Origin of the sequence: Amycolatopsis sp. NBC_00438, from assembly GCF_036026695.1 — a bacterium.
Classification (GTDB): Bacteria; Actinomycetota; Actinomycetes; order Mycobacteriales; family Pseudonocardiaceae; genus Amycolatopsis.
Window position 1 is genome coordinate 9,856,038 of the sequence record NZ_CP107923.1, and the last position, 15,764, is coordinate 9,871,801.

At 71.9% G+C, this 15,764-nt stretch carries 19 protein-coding genes; 10 read left to right on the plus strand and 9 right to left on the minus strand.

Annotated features, from left to right (window positions below):
• From OG494_RS45570 to OG494_RS45585, 4 genes are all read right to left on the minus strand, one after another.
• Positions 1 to 1,347, minus strand: a complete 1,347-nt coding sequence (locus OG494_RS45570; protein WP_328449631.1) for a CHAP domain-containing protein — start codon at positions 1,345 to 1,347, stop codon at positions 1 to 3.
• 81 nt (positions 1,348 to 1,428) lie between these two features.
• Positions 1,429 to 1,770, minus strand: coding sequence for a hypothetical protein (locus OG494_RS45575; protein WP_328449633.1), 342 nt, complete (start codon positions 1,768 to 1,770; stop codon positions 1,429 to 1,431).
• Positions 1,771 to 1,828: 58 nt separating this feature from the next.
• Positions 1,829 to 3,880, minus strand: a complete 2,052-nt coding sequence (locus tag OG494_RS45580; protein WP_328449635.1) for an ATP-dependent DNA helicase — start codon at positions 3,878 to 3,880, stop codon at positions 1,829 to 1,831.
• Positions 3,881 to 4,001: 121 nt separating this feature from the next.
• A complete protein-coding gene (locus OG494_RS45585; RefSeq protein ID WP_328449637.1) occupies positions 4,002 to 4,589 on the minus strand; it encodes a biotin transporter BioY in 588 nt (195 codons plus the stop codon).
• A gap of 212 nt (positions 4,590 to 4,801) precedes the next feature.
• On the opposite strand from OG494_RS45585, the gene OG494_RS45590 reads away from it, so the two are divergent.
• Positions 4,802 to 5,434 (plus strand): choice-of-anchor P family protein, encoded by a 633-nt coding sequence (locus tag OG494_RS45590; protein ID WP_328459216.1) that lies wholly within the window; start codon positions 4,802 to 4,804, stop codon positions 5,432 to 5,434.
• Positions 5,435 to 5,489: 55 nt separating this feature from the next.
• On the opposite strand, the gene OG494_RS45595 is transcribed toward OG494_RS45590, so the two are convergent.
• The 3 genes from OG494_RS45595 to OG494_RS45605 are packed head-to-tail and all read right to left on the minus strand — an operon-like array spanning position 5,490 to position 8,016.
• The gene (locus OG494_RS45595; protein WP_328449639.1) at positions 5,490 to 6,134 is read right to left on the minus strand and encodes a bifunctional 4-hydroxy-2-oxoglutarate aldolase/2-dehydro-3-deoxy-phosphogluconate aldolase; all 645 of its coding nucleotides are present in this window, start codon (positions 6,132 to 6,134) and stop codon (positions 5,490 to 5,492) included.
• Positions 6,131 to 6,700 (minus strand): isochorismatase family protein, encoded by a 570-nt coding sequence (locus OG494_RS45600; protein WP_328449641.1) that lies wholly within the window; start codon positions 6,698 to 6,700, stop codon positions 6,131 to 6,133. Before OG494_RS45600 ends, OG494_RS45595 begins: the two co-directional genes overlap by 4 nt.
• Positions 6,701 to 6,714: 14 nt before the next feature.
• Complete coding sequence (locus OG494_RS45605) at positions 6,715 to 8,016, minus strand: nicotinate phosphoribosyltransferase (protein ID WP_328449643.1); 1,302 nt, start codon at positions 8,014 to 8,016, stop codon at positions 6,715 to 6,717.
• A gap of 74 nt (positions 8,017 to 8,090) precedes the next feature.
• On the opposite strand from OG494_RS45605, the gene clpS reads away from it, so the two are divergent.
• The 6 genes from clpS to OG494_RS45635 all read left to right on the plus strand — a co-directional run bounded on the left by clpS (position 8,091) and on the right by OG494_RS45635 (position 11,757).
• Positions 8,091 to 8,390, plus strand: a complete 300-nt coding sequence (gene clpS, locus OG494_RS45610) for an ATP-dependent Clp protease adapter ClpS (protein WP_103348337.1) — start codon at positions 8,091 to 8,093, stop codon at positions 8,388 to 8,390.
• Positions 8,387 to 8,944 (plus strand): DUF2017 domain-containing protein, encoded by a 558-nt coding sequence (locus OG494_RS45615; protein WP_247057007.1) that lies wholly within the window; start codon positions 8,387 to 8,389, stop codon positions 8,942 to 8,944. The genes clpS and OG494_RS45615 overlap by 4 nt, the downstream gene beginning before the upstream one ends.
• Positions 8,941 to 9,921 carry a P1 family peptidase gene (locus OG494_RS45620; protein WP_328449647.1) on the plus strand — a complete coding sequence of 327 codons (981 nt, stop codon included), beginning with the start codon at positions 8,941 to 8,943 and terminating at the stop codon, positions 9,919 to 9,921. The genes OG494_RS45615 and OG494_RS45620 overlap by 4 nt, the downstream gene beginning before the upstream one ends.
• Positions 9,922 to 10,043: 122 nt before the next feature.
• Complete coding sequence (locus OG494_RS45625; RefSeq protein WP_328449649.1) at positions 10,044 to 10,451, plus strand: M67 family metallopeptidase; 408 nt, start codon at positions 10,044 to 10,046, stop codon at positions 10,449 to 10,451.
• 79 nt (positions 10,452 to 10,530) lie between these two features.
• A complete protein-coding gene (locus OG494_RS45630; RefSeq protein WP_247056999.1) occupies positions 10,531 to 10,803 on the plus strand; it encodes a MoaD/ThiS family protein in 273 nt (90 codons plus the stop codon).
• A 3-nt stretch (positions 10,804 to 10,806) separates the two neighbouring features.
• Positions 10,807 to 11,757, plus strand: a complete 951-nt coding sequence (locus tag OG494_RS45635) for a PLP-dependent cysteine synthase family protein (RefSeq protein WP_328449651.1) — start codon at positions 10,807 to 10,809, stop codon at positions 11,755 to 11,757.
• A 1-nt stretch (position 11,758) separates the two neighbouring features.
• Here OG494_RS45635 and OG494_RS45640 read toward each other — a convergent pair whose 3' ends face one another.
• Positions 11,759 to 12,592, minus strand: a complete 834-nt coding sequence (locus OG494_RS45640; RefSeq protein WP_328449653.1) for an MBL fold metallo-hydrolase — start codon at positions 12,590 to 12,592, stop codon at positions 11,759 to 11,761.
• A 10-nt stretch (positions 12,593 to 12,602) separates the two neighbouring features.
• Between OG494_RS45640 and OG494_RS45645 the strand changes: the two genes are divergently transcribed.
• Positions 12,603 to 13,310 (plus strand): aspartate/glutamate racemase family protein, encoded by a 708-nt coding sequence (locus OG494_RS45645; RefSeq protein WP_328459217.1) that lies wholly within the window; start codon positions 12,603 to 12,605, stop codon positions 13,308 to 13,310.
• Position 13,311: 1 nt separating this feature from the next.
• Here OG494_RS45645 and OG494_RS45650 read toward each other — a convergent pair whose 3' ends face one another.
• Positions 13,312 to 14,154, minus strand: a complete 843-nt coding sequence (locus tag OG494_RS45650; protein WP_328449655.1) for an arylamine N-acetyltransferase family protein — start codon at positions 14,152 to 14,154, stop codon at positions 13,312 to 13,314.
• Between the two features lie 138 nt (positions 14,155 to 14,292).
• Here OG494_RS45650 and OG494_RS45655 point away from each other — a divergent pair, with 138 nt between their 5' ends.
• Together OG494_RS45655 and murI are read left to right on the plus strand one after the other, a co-directional pair.
• Entirely contained in the window at positions 14,293 to 14,955 is a 663-nt protein-coding gene (locus OG494_RS45655) for a rhomboid family intramembrane serine protease (protein ID WP_328449657.1), read from the plus strand.
• Complete coding sequence (murI, locus tag OG494_RS45660) at positions 14,952 to 15,758, plus strand: glutamate racemase (RefSeq protein ID WP_247056991.1); 807 nt, start codon at positions 14,952 to 14,954, stop codon at positions 15,756 to 15,758. The genes OG494_RS45655 and murI overlap by 4 nt, the downstream gene beginning before the upstream one ends.
• The last annotated feature ends 6 nt before the right edge of the window (positions 15,759 to 15,764 follow it).

A 15,764-nucleotide genomic window follows, 5' to 3' on the forward strand; every position in this document is an offset into this window, starting at 1 on the left:
TCACCCGGCGAGTCTCAACGCCTGGGCGGCTTGGTCGATCCAGCCGCCTGGGTTGGTGTCGTCTTTGGCGTATACGTAGTTTCCCAAGTTGCGCAGGACGAGGCGGCCTTGCTTGGTGACTGCTATCTCCACAGCCTGTGCTCCTTGATCGAGCCAACCGCCGGCACCCAGGTGGTCCTTGGCGTACACGTGGCTGTCGGGTGTCAGGATCACCAGCCGAGCTCCGCCGATGCGCAACTGTGTAGCGGCGGCCGCTTGGTCGTACCAACCACCCGGTCCGCTGATGTCGTCCTTGGCGAACACCTCGCCGTCCACCCGGATGAACGCGATTCGGCCCGTCGGCCCTACTTCGACGTCAGTCGCGGTGTAGCAGTCGCTTTGCTGGATCCAGCCACCGGAACCGAGGTTGTCCTTGGCGTAGACGGCGCCACATGGGGTGACGATCGCGACGCGGTTCTGGCCGACGGACACATCCGTCGCCTGAGCCGCCTGGTTCAGCCAGCCGCCCGCGCCGAGTGTGTCTTTGCCGTATACCCAGTTGTCGGGGGTGATGATGAACATCCGGCCGGTGAGGCCGACCACCACTTTGCTGGCCATGGCTCCTTGGTCGAGCCAGCCGCCGACAGCCGTGTCGTCCTTGGCGTACACCTGCTGAGCTGAGTTGAGCAGGGCCTGACGGGGCCCACCATCGGACACCGCAGTTGCCTGGGCTCCCTGGTTGAGCCAGCCGCCACCGCCGAGCCCGTCTTTGGCGAAGACGTTGCCGGCGGGATCGAGAACCGATACCCGGTTCTGCCCGGTAGTGGCCAGATCCTTGAAATGGATGAAGTGGCTGGGCCACTGCGGGTCACCGACGGTGATCGTGCGCCAGCGGAACGGTCCTGCCGAGTAGTTGTCCTCGGAAATGACCAGGGACGTGCCGTCCCAGCCCTCGACGTAGGCGACGTGCCCGTCGGGGGAGGCGCCGCCGGATCCGGCGTCCCACTGGGCTATTGCACCGGCCGCGGGAGAGGCGTTGACCGGCACCCCGTGGGCCGCAGCGCTGGAGGCCCATTGTGCTGCGTTGCCCAGTTGATAGGCGGGGGTGGCCGCACCGTTGACGGTCGACTCCAGGTAAGCGGCGTAGTTGGTGCAGTTGTGGCCGCTGTAGGCGCCCCAGTACCCGTTTTGGTAGTGCTGCTCGAAACCGTGCGCGGTGTGACCGCTGTTGATGCATGTGCTGTATGAGCCGCCGGAGCAGAGCACTGTCACGCTCGCCGAGGCCGGGCTGCTCGCGATGACTGTGGCAAGCAGTGTCATGGCAAGCACCAGGAAACAACTGCTGATCTTCCGAAGTCTGTTCCGCACCGGCACACCTTCCCGGGAGTCGATGTCGAAGGGCTCGATCGCCCTCGGTAGTCGCCCCGGGTGGAGTGCTTGTTACGCAGATCAGTTTTCGCTGGATTCCCAGACCACGTAGGCCTGGTCCGCGTCCGTCGTCATGGCTTCGATGAACTTCTCGTTGTCGAAGCCCGGCAACGACTGCAGCCGTTCGATCAACGCGTCGGCCGCCGGGTCGCCGCTGGGGACCGCGGTGCCTTTGCCGTCGGTGCCCACCAGCATGAAGAAGACGTCTTCGTTCCACGGGCCGTCAGGGATCACCCTGACCATCACCGAGGACAGATCGGACCACGTGACGGCCTCTTCGCTGCCGTCCGCGAGGCGCCGCCGCACGCCGGTGTCGTCGACACTGACAGTCCGGGACTGTGCGCTGGACGAATCCTGGGTCAACCGGTGCTCCCTTGTTGCTTCGGTTGCTTCACCGTACCGGTCGGTGTTGTGGACCGCGTCACGCGGGCGCGGCTGCGTCCAGGCGCCGCAAGGCGTCGCGCGCCACCTTCGGGTCCATCGTGGGCCAGAACGGCGGCAGCGACGCACGGAGGAATCCGCCGTAGCGGGCGTTCGCCAGCCGCGAATCCAGCACCGCGACGACGCCGCGGTCGGTCACCGAGCGGTGCAGCCGGCCGGTGCCCTGCGCCAGCAGCAGCGCCGCGTGCGTGGCCGCCACGGTGAGGAACCCGTTGCCACCGCGGGCTTCCACCGCGCGTTGCCGCGCCGAGGACACCGGGTCGTCCGGGCGCGGGAACGGGATCCGGTCGACGACCACGAGCTGCAGCGACGGGCCCGGGACGTCCACGCCCTGCCACAGGCTGAGGGTGCCGAACAAGCAGGTCCGGACATCCTCGGAGAACTTCTGGACCAGCAGTGACGTCGCGTCGTCACCCTGGCACAGCACCGGGAAGTCCAGCCGCTCGCGCATCTCTTCGGCCGCCTGCTTGGCCGCGCGCATCGAGGAGAACAGGCCCAGCGTGCGTCCGCCCGCCGCCTCGATCAGCTCGGCCAGTTCGTCCATTGTGGACGACGCGAGGCCGTCACGCCCTGGCGGCGGCAGGTGCTTGGCCAGGTAGAGGATGCCGTTGCGCTGGTGGTCGAACGGCGAGCCGACGTCCAGCCCCGTCCACTTCGGCCCGGTGTCGGCGTCGGACGGCGCTTCCTTGTCCGTCGCGGCGCCCGGCGCCTTTTCGACGCGCGCCGCGCCCGGCGGGAGCCCCCACTGGCGCGCCATCGTGTCGAACGTGCCGCCCAGCGTCAGCGTCGCCGAGGTCAGGATCGTCGTGTGCAGGTTGAACACGCGCTCGCGCAGCAGGCCGGCGACGCCCAGCGGCGCGACCTTCAACGCCGGCGGGCGCGGGTTCGACGAGAACTTGTCGCCCGCCAGCCACACGACGTCGCGCTGGTGCGCCTGGTCTTCGTCGAACGCCTCGAGCAGCCGGACCGCGGTGTCGTGCACCTCGTCGAGCAGCGTGCGCGCCAGTTTGCGCGCGGTGGCCCCTTCGAGGTCCTCCTTGCGGTCCGAGCCCAGCGCCTTGATGCACGCGTGCGCGGCGTCGCGGACCGCGGGGATGGCGCCCCGCAACGGCTGCGGCAGCGTGTCCATCCGGCCGGCGGGCAGGTCGTCGACGATCAGGGCCAGCCCGTCACCCGCTTCGAGCAGGCGGTCGGCGACGTCGGCGTCGATCAGCTTGCCGCAGCGGCGGGCGGCGGACGCGCACATCGCGCTGGTCAGCTCGCCGGTGGCGACCGAGGTGACCCGGTCGACCAGGTCGTGCGCCTCGTCGATGATCACGACGTCGTGGTCCGGCAGGACCTGGTAGCCCTGCAACGCGTCGATGGCCAGCAGCGCGTGGTTGGTGATGATGACGTCGGCGCGGCCGGCCTCGGCGCGGGCCTTCTCGGCGAAGCAGTCCGTGCCGATCGGGCAGCGGGACGCGCCGAGGCATTCCCTTGCGGTCACGGACACCTGGCGCCACGCCTGGTCCGTCACGCCCGGGACGAGCTCGTCGCGGTCGCCGGTTTCGGTGTCCGACGCCCATTCCCGCAGCCGCGTGACCTCCTTGCCGAGGCGCGACACCGCGAACGGGTCGAAGAGCTGGGCGTCCTCCGGCTCGTCCGGCGCGCCGGAGTCCAGCCGGTGCAGGCACATGTAGTTGCGGCGGCCCTTGAGGATCGCGAAGGTCGGTTCGCGGCCCAGCGGCTTCTTCAGCGCCTTCGCGAGCCGGGGGAGGTCGCGGTCGACGAGCTGGCGCTGCAGCGCGATGGTGGCCGTCGACACCACGACGGTGGCTTCCTTCTCGACGGCGTACCGGATCGCGGGGACGAGGTAGGCCAGCGACTTGCCGGTGCCGGTGCCGGCCTGCACGGCGAGGTGCTCGCCGGTGCGGATGGCGCGGCCGACGGCGTCGGCCATCTCGACCTGCCCCGGCCGCTCGGCTCCGCCCACCGACTCCACCGCGTGGGTCAGGAGTTCGAGGACGCCGGGGAAGTCAGTTCGAGCGGGCACAGCGACACATTAGCCGCCACCACCGACAGGATCGGTGCTCCGTCGCGAACGGGCCACTCGCGCCGTCGTGTAGACGGCGGAGGGCCCGCCGTCGCGACGGCGGGCCCTCCGGCGAGACGTGTCAGTCTTCGGTGCGGCGCGAGACCAGCTTCCACGTGAGCGGCAGCAGGCCGGCGGCCACGACGATCTTCAGCGCGTCGCCGATCAGGAACGGCGTGACGCCCTTGGCGAAGGCCGTCGACAGGTCGAAGCCGGTCGAGGCCATCAGCCACGGCACGCCGAACGCGTAGATCACGACGTTGCCGAGCACCATGGTGCCCACGGTGCGCAGGGGCGTCCGGTCGCCGCCGCGCCCGGCGAGCGCGCCGACGAGGGCGCCCGCGAAGACGAACCCGACGATGTAGCCGGCGCTCGCGCCGGACAGGCCCGCCGTGCCGTTCTGGAACCACGGCACACCCACGGCGCCGACGAGCAGGTAGACCAGCATCGACGCGGCGCCGCGCGACATGCCGAGCGAGGCGCCGACGAGCAGCGCGGCGAACGTCTGGCCGGTCATCGGCACCGGGCTGCCCGGCACCGGGATGATCAGCTGCGCGGCGGCGCCGGTGAGCACGGCACCGCCGGCGACCAGCGCGATGTCCCGGACGAGCGAGCCGGGCACGAGGTCGGCCAGCACGGGCCGCTTTCCGGCGATGGACAGCGAAGACACAGAACCTCCCACGGTGGACACACGCGACCGACCGAGGTTAACGCTCGTTACCCCCGGGAAAAGCCGGAAAGTCGCGTTCCTCACCGGCCACTCGTCCGGGTGGACCCGATCAGGCGGCGCGCCGCCCCTGCCGATGATCCACAGGGAGACTACGAACCGTCACGAACCGAGGAGGCCGGTGCATGCGAAACGCCAGGATGAGGACGATCCGGTTGCTGGCCGTGACGGCGCTGGCCGGGCCGCTCCTGGTCGCCGCCGCGCCGGTGACGTCCACTGGCTGGGCGTCCGCCGGCTCGCTCGACGTGCTGATCGACAACGAGCACGTCGTCACCGGTGAACTGGCGAAGTGCACGGCCGACGGACCGGCGTCGGCGCGGACGGACGGCGGCGTGACCGGCGACGTCGCGTCGTTCGGCCTCGGCGAGTCCGGCTGCGGCCGCTCGGGCGAGGTGGCCATCGCGCAGGCGTCCGGGCACCGGTTCGAGGCGTCGGTCCTCAAGCGGTACGGCGGCCCGGTGATTACGGTCCGGACGTTCTCGGCGAAGTGTGCGACGAGCGCCACCGGCAGCGGCGGCGAGGTGACGATCGGCGCCGTCACCGGGATCACCGTGCCCGCCGAGATCCCGCCGAACGACCGGATCGTCATCCCCGGCGGCCCGGCGGGCACCGCGCTGGCCACGGTGATCCTCAACGAGACGGTGACGCCCCAGCCGCCGGACGGCAGCCTGGTCACGCACGCGCTGCACATCGTGCTGTTCCCGCAGGGCGGCCCGGCGAGCGGCGACGTCTACCTCGGCACGGCCGCCTGCGACCCGTACGGCAAGAAGAAGGCGTCACTTTCATAGGGAAAGATGCGGATTCGGGGGCCCCGGACGCATCTTTCCCTACGAAAGTGAGGTGTCAGGCGGTGGCGAAGCGGGCGGCGGCGGCGACGAATTCGCCCGCTCGGGTCGCCAGGTCCGGGAGGCTGCCCGCGGACGTCAGGGCGTCGCCCAGCAGGGGGGTCGCCGCCGCCACCGCGATCGCGCCCGAACGCAGGTAGCTCTCGACGTCGGCCAGGTGGACGCCGCCGGTCGGCACGAGCGGGACGTCCGGCAGCGGGGCGCGGACCGCGCGCAGGTAGGCGACGCCGCCCACGGCCGCGATCGGGAAGACCTTCACCGCGGCCGCGCCGAGGCGCCAGGCCTGGTCGATCTCCGTCGGCGTCAGCGCGCCGCAGACCACCGGGACGTCGAGGGCCGCGGCGCGATCGAGCACCGCGGCATTGACCGTCGGCGTGATCAGGTAGCGCGCGCCGGCGTCGACCGCGATGTCCACATCGGACGCCTCGCGGACGCTGCCGGCGCCGATCAGCGCGTCGTCGCCCAGCGCCAGGCGCAGCGCGGTGATCGCCGCGGGCGCGCCCGGCGTCGTCAAAGTGGCTTCGAGCAGGCGGATCCCTGCCGCGTGCAGGACCATCGCCGCGTCGGCGAAGCGCGACGCGTCGTTGGCCCGCAGGATCGCGACGAGCCGGTGTTCCGCCAGAGCGGCCTGCAGGTCCTTCATCCGACGTGCGCCTCACCGGTGTGCGTGACGCCGACCTCGGCGAAGTCCCGCAGCGCGGCGTCCACCGAAGCCCGGGCGATGCCCGCCGTGTGGTCGAGCAGCACGCGGACGCCGAACCCGGCCCGGGCCGCGTCCAGCGCGGTCGCGCGCACGCAGTAGTCCGTGGCGATGCCGACGACGTCGACGTCGGTCACGTCGTGTTCGCGCAGCCAGGTCTCCAGGGACTTCCCGTCCCCGGAGGCGCCTTCGAAGCCGGAGTACGCCGCGCTGTACTCGCCCTTCGAGAACACCGCCCCGATCGGGACGACGTCGAGGGCGGGGTGGAACGACGCGCCCGGGGTGCCGGCCACGCAGTGCGGCGGCCAGCTCGCGACGAAGTCGGGCGTCTCGCTGAAGTGGTCACCCGGGTCGACGTGGTAGTCGCGGGTGGCCACGACGTGCGAGTAGCCGCCGGTCGCGGACAGCGCCGAGATCGTCGCCGCGGCCGCCGCGCCGCCGGCGACCGCCAGCGAGCCGCCTTCGCAGAAGTCGTTCTGCACGTCCACCACGATCAGCGCGGTTCCCATGGGGCGGCCTCCGTTCAGAGGAAGAGCGTCGGGATGGCGGGCTCGCCGTGCGAGAGCTTCAGGCCCTCCCACGGCAGGCTGACCAGGCCGCGGCGCAACCGCTGCCTGGCGTCGTCGAGCGTAGGCAGATCCGGTTCGACGCGGCCAGCACGGATCAGCGGCAGCTGCAGCGGCCGGTCGTTCGGCTCCGGCTCGGGCGCCCGCCCCGACACCGTCCAGACGACCTCTTCGACGGCCGTCCCGGTGCCGCGGTGGCGCCGCAGCGCGGACTTGCGCCCGCCGCGGGACTCCTTGTGCGCGCTGCGCTTGGCGACCGGCTTGCCGTCCACCTCGACCAGCTTGTAGACCATGCCCGCGGTCGGCGCGCCGGACCCGGTGACGACCGAGGTGCCGACGCCGTACGCGTCCACCGGCTCGGCGCGCAGCGCGGCGATGGCGTGCTCGTCCAGGTCGCCGGAGACGACGATCCGGGTGTCCTTCGCGCCGAGGGAGTCCAGCTGCTCGCGGGCGCGGCGGGCGAGCGGGCCGACGTCGCCGGAGTCGATCCGGATCGCGCCGAGCTCCGGGCCGGCGACACGCACCGCGGCCTCGATGCCGGCGGTGATGTCGTAGGTGTCGACCAGCAGCGTGGTGTCCGCGCCCATCTTGTCGACCTGCGAGCGGAAGGCCTCTTCCTCGCTGTCGTGCAGCAGCGTGAAGGCGTGCGCGACGGTGCCGCGGGTCGGGATGCCGTAGCGGCGGCCCGCCTCGAGGTTGGACGTCGTCGCGAAGCCGGCCAGGTAGGAGGCGCGCGCGGCGGCGACGGCGGCCCACTCGTGCGTGCGGCGCCCGCCCATCTCGATGATCGGGCGGCCGTGCGCGGCGGCCGACATCCGGGCCGCGGCGGAGGCGATCGCGCTGTCGTGGTTGAGGATCGAGAGCACCAGTGTCTCGAGCAGGACGCACTCGGCGAACGAGCCGGTGACGGTCAGGATCGGCGAGCCGGGGAAGTACAGCTCGCCCTCGGCGTAGCCGTCGATGTCACCGGCGAACTCGTAGTCCGCGAGCCAGGCGAGCGTCGCGTCGTCGACCACCGCGGTGGCCTCCAGCTGCGCCAGCTCGGCGTCGGTGAAGCGGAAGTCCGCGATCGCGTCGAGCACCCGGGCGGTGCCCGCGACGACGCCGTAGCGGCGCCCGGCCGGCAACCGCCGGGCGAACGCCTCGAACACGCAGGGGCGCGCCGCCGTACCGTCGGCGAGCGCGCTGCCCAGCATGGTCAGCTCGTAGTGGTCGGTGAGCAGCGCTGTGCTGGTCGTGGCCGGCTCCGGTGAACCCATGGGGTCAGCCTATTCACCCACATGGCCGGACCTGGCGCGGCGTACCCTCGCGCCCCCGTGACACCATGGGGTGCATGTCCACGCCTGTCGCATCCGAGCAGACGCAGGTCGAGCCGGCCGGTGCCGAGGTCGCCGAGTCGGACACACCGTGGCGGACCGTGGTGTGGAACGACCCCGTCAACCTGATGTCGTACGTGACGTACGTCTTCCAGAAGCTGTTCGGGTACAGCCGCGACCACGCCACCAAGCTGATGCTGGACGTGCATCACAAGGGCAAGGCGATCGTGTCGTCGGGCAGCAAGGAAAAGGTGGAGGTGGACGTGGCGAAACTCCACGCGGCGGGCCTGTGGGCCACGATGGAGCAGCCGTCGTGAACGGCTGGCGGCGCAAGGGCGCGGTCATCCACGCCGGGTTCGAGCAGCAGGAAGCGGCCGTGCTGCGCGGCCTGGTCAGCCAGCTCGAGGACATGCTCACCGCGCGCGCCGAGGAGGCGCCGCAGGACGAGCTCGCCGAGCTGACCGGCATCCGGACCGGCCCGACCGAGTCGCCGGACGACCCGGTGCTCTCGCGGCTGCTGCCCGACTTCCACCGGCTCGACCCGGACAACCCGACCCGCGAGGACCTCGACTCGGCCGCGGCGATGCGCTCGCTGCACGAGCCGGAGCTGCTCGACATCAAGGTCGGCGTGGCCAAGATCGTGCTCGACACGCTGCCGCGCGACGGCGGCAACGTCCGGCTGACCGAAGAGCAGGCCGACGCCTGGCTGGGCGCGCTCAACGACGTCCGGCTGGCGCTGGGCACCGCGCTCGACGTCACCGAGGACATGCCCGACGAGCTGCCCGAGGACGACCCGCGGGCGCCGCACCTGGGCGTCTACCACTGGCTGACCTGGGTGCAGGAGACGCTGATCCAGGCCCTGGCCGGATGATCACCGACGTCCCCGGCGTGCTGGTCGGGCACCACGAACGGCTCGGGGACGGCTGGGCGACCGGGACGACCGTTGTGCTCGTGCCCGACGGCGCGGTCGGCGCCGTGGACCAGCGCGGCGGCGCGCCCGGGACCCGCGAGACGAACCTGCTGGAGCCGGAGAACCTGGTCCAGCGCGTCAACGCCGTCTGCCTCTCGGGTGGGTCGGCGTACGGGCTGGCCGCGGCCGACGGCGTCATGCGCTGGCTCGCGGAACGGAACCTGGGCTTCCCGGTCGGGACGCGGCCGCACGAGGTCGTGCCGATCGTGCCCGCGGCCGTGCTGTTCGACCTGCCGCGCGGCGAGTGGGGCAACCGGCCGGACGCGTCCTTCGGTTACGCGGCCTGCGAGGCGGCTTCGGAATCGTTCGCGCTGGGGACGGCCGGGGCGGGTGCGGGGGCGGCCGTCGGGTCGCTCAAGGGCGGCATCGGCTCGGCCAGTGAGGTCGTCGGCGAGTACACGGTCGGGGCGCTGGCGGCGGTCAACGCGGCGGGCGAGGCCGTCGACCTCGCGACGGGCCGGGCGTACGCGGCCGACCACGGCGACTTCGGCGTGACCTGGCCTTCGCGGCCCGCCGACCTGCCGCCGAAGCGGACCGACCTGAACACGACGATCGGCGTCGTCGCGGTCGACGCGGCGCTGTCGAAGGCCGAGGCCCGGCGGCTCGCGGTGGCGGCCCAGGACGGGCTGGCGCGCGCGGTCCGCCCGGCGCACACGATGTTCGACGGCGACACGGTGTTCGCGCTGGCCACGGGCGCGCGGGAGCTGCCGGAGGCGAGCGGCCCGTTCGGCGCGGCGGCGCGCCCGGCGGCGTTGGACGCGCTCTGTTCGGCGGCGGCCCGGGTGTTCGCGCGGGCGATGGTGCACGGCCTGCTGGCCGCGACCACGGCCGGCGGCGTCCCGGCCTACCGCGAGGTCTGGCCGGAGGCGTTCGGCTAGAGGTGCGGGTCCTCGGGCAGCCCTTCGCGGCTCACGTCGAGGTCGGGGGCGCGGACCAGGCCACCGGTGAGCGGTAGATCTCAGAGTCTGGACAGCTTGTGTCCACGACCTAAGATGGCGGTGTGCTCCGGATCCGCCGTGAACTCGTCGACGAGATCGTCGCCCACGCCCGCCGTGACCACCCCGACGAGGCGTGCGGGGTGATCGCCGGGGCGGAGGGTTCCGATGTGCCCGAGCGGTTCATCCCGATGCTCAACGCGGCGCGGTCCCCGACGTTCTACGAGTTCGACTCGGGTGACCTGCTGAAGCTCTACCGCGAGATGGCCGCCAACGACGAAGAGCCGGTGGTGATCTACCACTCGCACACCGCGACCGAGGCGTACCCGTCGCGGACCGACGCGTCGATCGCGGCCGAGCCCGGCGCGCACTACGTGCTCGTCTCGACCCGGGACCCCGAAGTGCACGAGTTCCGGTCGTACCGGATCGTGGACGCCGAGATCACCGAGGAGCCGGTCGAGATCGTCGGCTGAGCCCGCCCAGAAGACCAGCTCGGAACAAACCGCGCGCCGCAGGCGTCTGCGTGTAGGAACCCACCGGAGGTAAGAACCCATGGCCGTGACCGTCTCCATCCCGACGATCCTGCGCACCCACACCGGCGGCGAGAAGTCCGTCGAGGCGAAGGGCGCGACCGTCCTGCAGGTCATCGACGACGTCGAGTCCCGGCACGCCGGTCTCAAGGCGCGCCTGGTGAAGGAGGAGAAGCTGCACCGCTTCATCAACGTCTACGTGAACGATGAGGACGTGCGCTTCGCCGGCGGGCTCGAGGCCGAGGTCAAGGACGGCGACACCCTGACCATCCTCCCCGCCGTGGCCGGTGGCTGATCGATGGCTCGCTTCGAGTCCCTGCTCGACGCGCTCGGTGGCACCCCGCTGGTCGGGCTGCCCCGGCTCTCGCCGACGCACGACGTGCGCCTGTGGGCGAAGCTGGAGGACCGCAACCCGACCGGCTCGATCAAGGACCGCCCCGCGCTGGCCATGATCGAAGCCGCCGAGCGTGAGGGCAAGCTGCGGCGCGGCTCCACGATCCTGGAGCCGACGTCGGGCAACACCGGCATCTCGCTGGCCATGGCCGCCAAGCTCAAGGGTTACGGGCTGGTCTGCGTGATGCCGGAGAACACCTCGACCGAGCGCAAGCAGCTGCTGCAGGCCTACGGCGCGCGGATCGTGTTCTCGCCGGCCGCAGGCGGCTCGAACGAGGCCGTCCGGCGGGCGAAGGAACTGTCCGCGGCGAACCCCGAGTGGGTGATGCTGTACCAGTACGGCAACCCGGCCAACGCGGACGCGCACTACCGCGGCACCGGGCCCGAGCTGCTCAAGGACCTGCCGACGCTGACGCACTTCGTCGGCGGCCTCGGCACGACCGGCACGCTGGTCGGCTGCGGCCGGTACCTGCACGAGGCGAAGCCGGACGTCCAGATCATCGCGGCCGAGCCGCGTTACGGCGAGCTGGTGTACGGCCTGCGCAACCTCGACGAGGGGTTCGTCCCGGAGCTGTACGACCCCAGCGTGCTCAACGGCCGGTACTCGGTCGGCGCGTACGACGCGCTGCGCCGGACGCGGGAGCTGCTGGAGCACGAAGGCATCTTCGCGGGCATCTCGACGGGCGCGGTGCTGCACGCGGCGCTGGCCGTCGCCGAGAAGGCCGTGGCGGCCGGCAAGCCCGCCGACGTGGCGTTCGTCGTCGCCGACGCCGGCTGGAAGTACCTGTCGACCGGGGCTTACGCGGGCTCGCTGGACGAGGCCGCCGAGCGGCTCGACGGGCAGCTCTGGGCCTGAGTCACTCGGTCTTCCACAGTTCCGGGAGGGCCAGGTCTATGCCGGTTTCGGCGGCGAGGCGCTTGAAGGTGGCCATCGTCGTGTCCAGGTCGTCGAACAGCTTCGGGAGCAGCTTCAACGGCTTGGACAGCGGGCGCCAGAAGGCGTCCCAGTGCACCGGGCGGACCACTCGCGGGCCGAGGGCGCCGACCGTCTCGCGCCAGTACTCCTCCCGCCATTCCTCCGTCTGCTTCCCGGCCGCTCCGGCGCCCAGGTAGACGACGTCCGCCGAGTAGCCGGACAGGGCGCCCGGGACGAAGTTCGCCGACGGGTGGACCAGGACGTCACCCTCGGGGTGCGCGACGTGGAACGAATAGCACCGGCCGGTCTTGAACGCGCTCGCCTTCGCGGGGACCCGGACCGGTTCGGTGATCTCGCCCGGGACCCGGTCGCCGTCGCTGTGCCGGGCGTCGACGGGGGTCACCGTGAACTCGCCGAACTTCACCGGCTCGCCCGGCACGAGCTCGTGGAACGGCTCGGCGGCGAGGTCGTAGCCCTCCTGGACCCGGCGCGTCGACGGCGAGCCGCACAGCGTGGCGCCGGTCCGCTGGGCGACCACCGGCGCGTCCAGGACGTGGTCCACATGGGAGTGGGCCACCAGGACGGCGTCCAGCTTCGTGACGTCCAGCCGGCGCAGGCACTCGTCGATCCGGCTCCGGGACGGCGCGACGCGGGTGGCCATCTTCAGCAGCGACGGCCGGGAGAAGAAGCCGTCGACCAGGATCGCCGACGTCCCGTCGCTGATCAGGACGTTGGACACCCCGGCGAACGTGGTGCGCACTTTCCGTTCGGGCATGCTGAACAGCATGAAGGTCATCGGGCTGCTGGGCGGGATGAGCTGGGAATCGTCCAGTGAGTACTACCGCTTGGTAAACGAACGGGTGAAAGCCTCCCTCGGGGGCTTCCACTCCGCGCGCACCGTGCTGTATTCGGTGGACTTCGCCGTGATCGAGGCGATGCAGGCCGACGGCCGCTGGGACGACGCGGGCGCGGAGCTGAACCGCGCCGCTCGCGCGCTGGAGGCGGCCGGCGCCGACTTCGTCGTGCTCTGCACCAACACCATGCACAAGGTCGCCGACCGGCTGACCGACGGCCTGGGCATCCCGCTGCTGCACCTCGCCGACGCGACGGCGGCCGCCATCCGGGCCGCCGGGATCCGCCGGGTCGGCCTGCTCGGGACCGGTTTCACCATGAGCCAGCCGTTCTACCGCGACCGGCTCGCCGCGCACAGCCTCGACGTCCTCGTGCCCGGCGCCGACGACCGCGACCTCGTGCACCGGGTCATCTACGACGAACTGGTGCTCGGCGTCGTGAAGCCGGAGTCGCGCGAGGCCTACCGGGGCGTGATCGCGCGGCTCGTCGAGGCCGGCGCCGAAGGCGTGATCTACGGCTGCACGGAGATCGAGCTGCTGGTGGGTCCCGAGGACAGCGCGGTGCCGGTGTTCCCGACGACCCGGCTGCACGCCGAGGCCGCCGTCGACTACGCGCTCGGCAAGGCCCCGCTGCCCGGTTGAGTCACACGGCGACCACCGGCCCGCCGCTCGTGTGCGCCTCGTGCTGGGCGACGACAGTGTGCCACAGCCGTTCGCGCTCCTCGGCCGTGAACAGCGCCGACGGGATCCCGAATACGTCGCCCGCCGCCGCCCACCAGGCTTCGGGTGACTCGACGAGTTCCTTGGCGCCGTGGCGGTTCAGCGTCAGCGCCCGCAGGGTGTCGACGCCCGCCGCGTCCCGCCGCTGGATGACGCAGACGCGCACGAACCCCGACTCCGGCGCCGTCGACAGCCACGCGTGCTTCTCCGCGAAGTCGGCCATTTTCGCCGCGCCCGGGGCGAAGTCGAAGCCGGCGAAGCTGCCCGACGGGTCGTGGTCGAACCGCCAGCCGCCCGGCGCCACCTCCGACGGCCGTAGCCGGTAGGTGTGCGGGCCTTGCGTGTAGGTGCCTTCCCGGAGGGGGAGCGGCTCGTGGATGCCGTCACCCAGCCCGGCGTCCACCAGCCACCTCGCCGACGGGTCCTCCGGCAGGCCGGTGACGGTCAGCGCCAGGTGGTTCCGGTCCACGTTCGGCGCGTCCGCCGCGCCGCCCTGCACCCCGCCCAGGTGCCGGGTGACGTCGTAACCGAGCTCGCGCAGCAACGCCGAAAAGGCGCCGTTGAGGTGGTAGCAGTAGCCGCCGCGGCCGCGCAGGATCCGCGCCAGCGACGCCGACGGCTCCAGCGGCGTCGGCCGGCCGAGGGAGATCTCCAGCGCCTCGTACGGCACGCGCTCGACGTGCGCCGCGTGCAGCCGCCCCAGCGCGGCCAGGCTCGGCGGCTCCGCGTCGAGGCCGAGCCGCTCCAGGTATCCGGTGACATCCATGATCCGGACGCTAGCGGCAGGCACCGACAAAAACCGGCGATCCGGCCGCACCGGCGATCATCGCGGGCGGCGGGAAACCCCCGGATCAGGGATTTCACCCGAGGCGGACCTGCCGCGCCCTGACGTAGCGTCGAGGACGTGAGCACCTTGCCTGTGAACCCGGACCCGGCTTCCGACACCGCGACCGACGCCCGCAAGCGCGTGCTGCCGTCGAAACCGAAGGCGGCCGCGCTCGTCGCGTTGTCCTTCACCCTGCTGCTCTACCTGGTCGAGCTGGCCGACGTGATCCTGCCCGGCGACCTGGACCAGGGCGGCATCCACTCGCGCGAGCTGTCCGGCCTGGACGGCGTGCTGTTCGCGCCCGTGCTGCACGCCGGCTGGTCGCACCTGTTCGCCAACACCGTGCCGGTGCTGCTGTTCTCCTTCCTCGCGATGGCCGCCGGGATCGGCCGGTTCGCGCTGGTCACGGGCATCATCTGGCTCGTGTCCGGGCTCGGCGTCTGGCTGATCGGGCCGGCCAACACGGTCACGGTCGGGGCGTCCGGGCTGGCCTTCGGCTGGCTCGCCTACCTGCTGGTCCGCGGCATCTTCAACCGCGCGGCCGGGCAGATCCTGGTCGCCGTCGTGCTGCTGGGCATCTGGAGCGGGATGCTGCTGGGCCTGCTGCCGGGCAACACCGGTGTCTCCTGGCAGGGGCACGTCTTCGGCGCGCTGGCCGGCGTCCTGGCGGCGTGGCTGACCGGCCGCACCGGGAAGTCCCGCAAACCCGCTCCCGCGGTCACGGGTAACCTCGAGGCGTGACCCTGCCGCTCGCTGATGCCCCGATCGGTGTGTTCGATTCCGGCGTAGGCGGGTTGACGGTCGCGAGGGCGATCCTCGAGCAGCTGCCCGCCGAACAGCTCCGCTACGTCGGCGACACGGCGCACAACCCGTACGGCCCGCTCCCGATCGCCACCGCCCGCAGCTACGCGCTCGCGGCGCTCGACGAGATCGTCGAGAGCGGCGTGAAGGCCTTGGTGATCGCCTGCAACACGGCGTCCGCCGCCTGCCTGCGCGACGCCCGCGAGCGCTACGACGTCCCGGTGATCGAGGTCGTCCTGCCCGCCGCGCGCCGCGCCGTCATCGCGACGCACACCGGGCGGGTCGGCGTGATCGGCACCGAGGGCACCGTGCGGTCGCGGGCCTACGAAGACGCCTTCGCCGCGGCGCCGGGCATCACGCTCACCAGCGTCGCCTGCCCGCGGTTCGTGGACTTCGTCGAGCGCGGCATCACCTCCGGGCGGCAGGTGCTCGGGCTGGCCCAGGGCTACCTGGAGCCGTTGCTGGACGCCGAGGTCGACACGCTCGTGCTCGGCTGCACGCACTACCCGCTGCTGCAGGGCGTGCTGCAGATCGTGATGGGCCAGGAGGTCACCCTGGTGAGCAGCGCGGACGAGACCGCGAAGGACCTCGTCCGCGTGCTCACCGAGCGGGACCTGCTGACGACCAGGGAGACCGCGCCGCGGCACGAGTTCCTGGCCACCGGCTCGGCCGAGCCGTTCACCCGCCTCGCCCAGCGCTTCATGGGTTTTGCCCCGGGTGTCCTCGCTCCCACCACCGCGTGATCACGC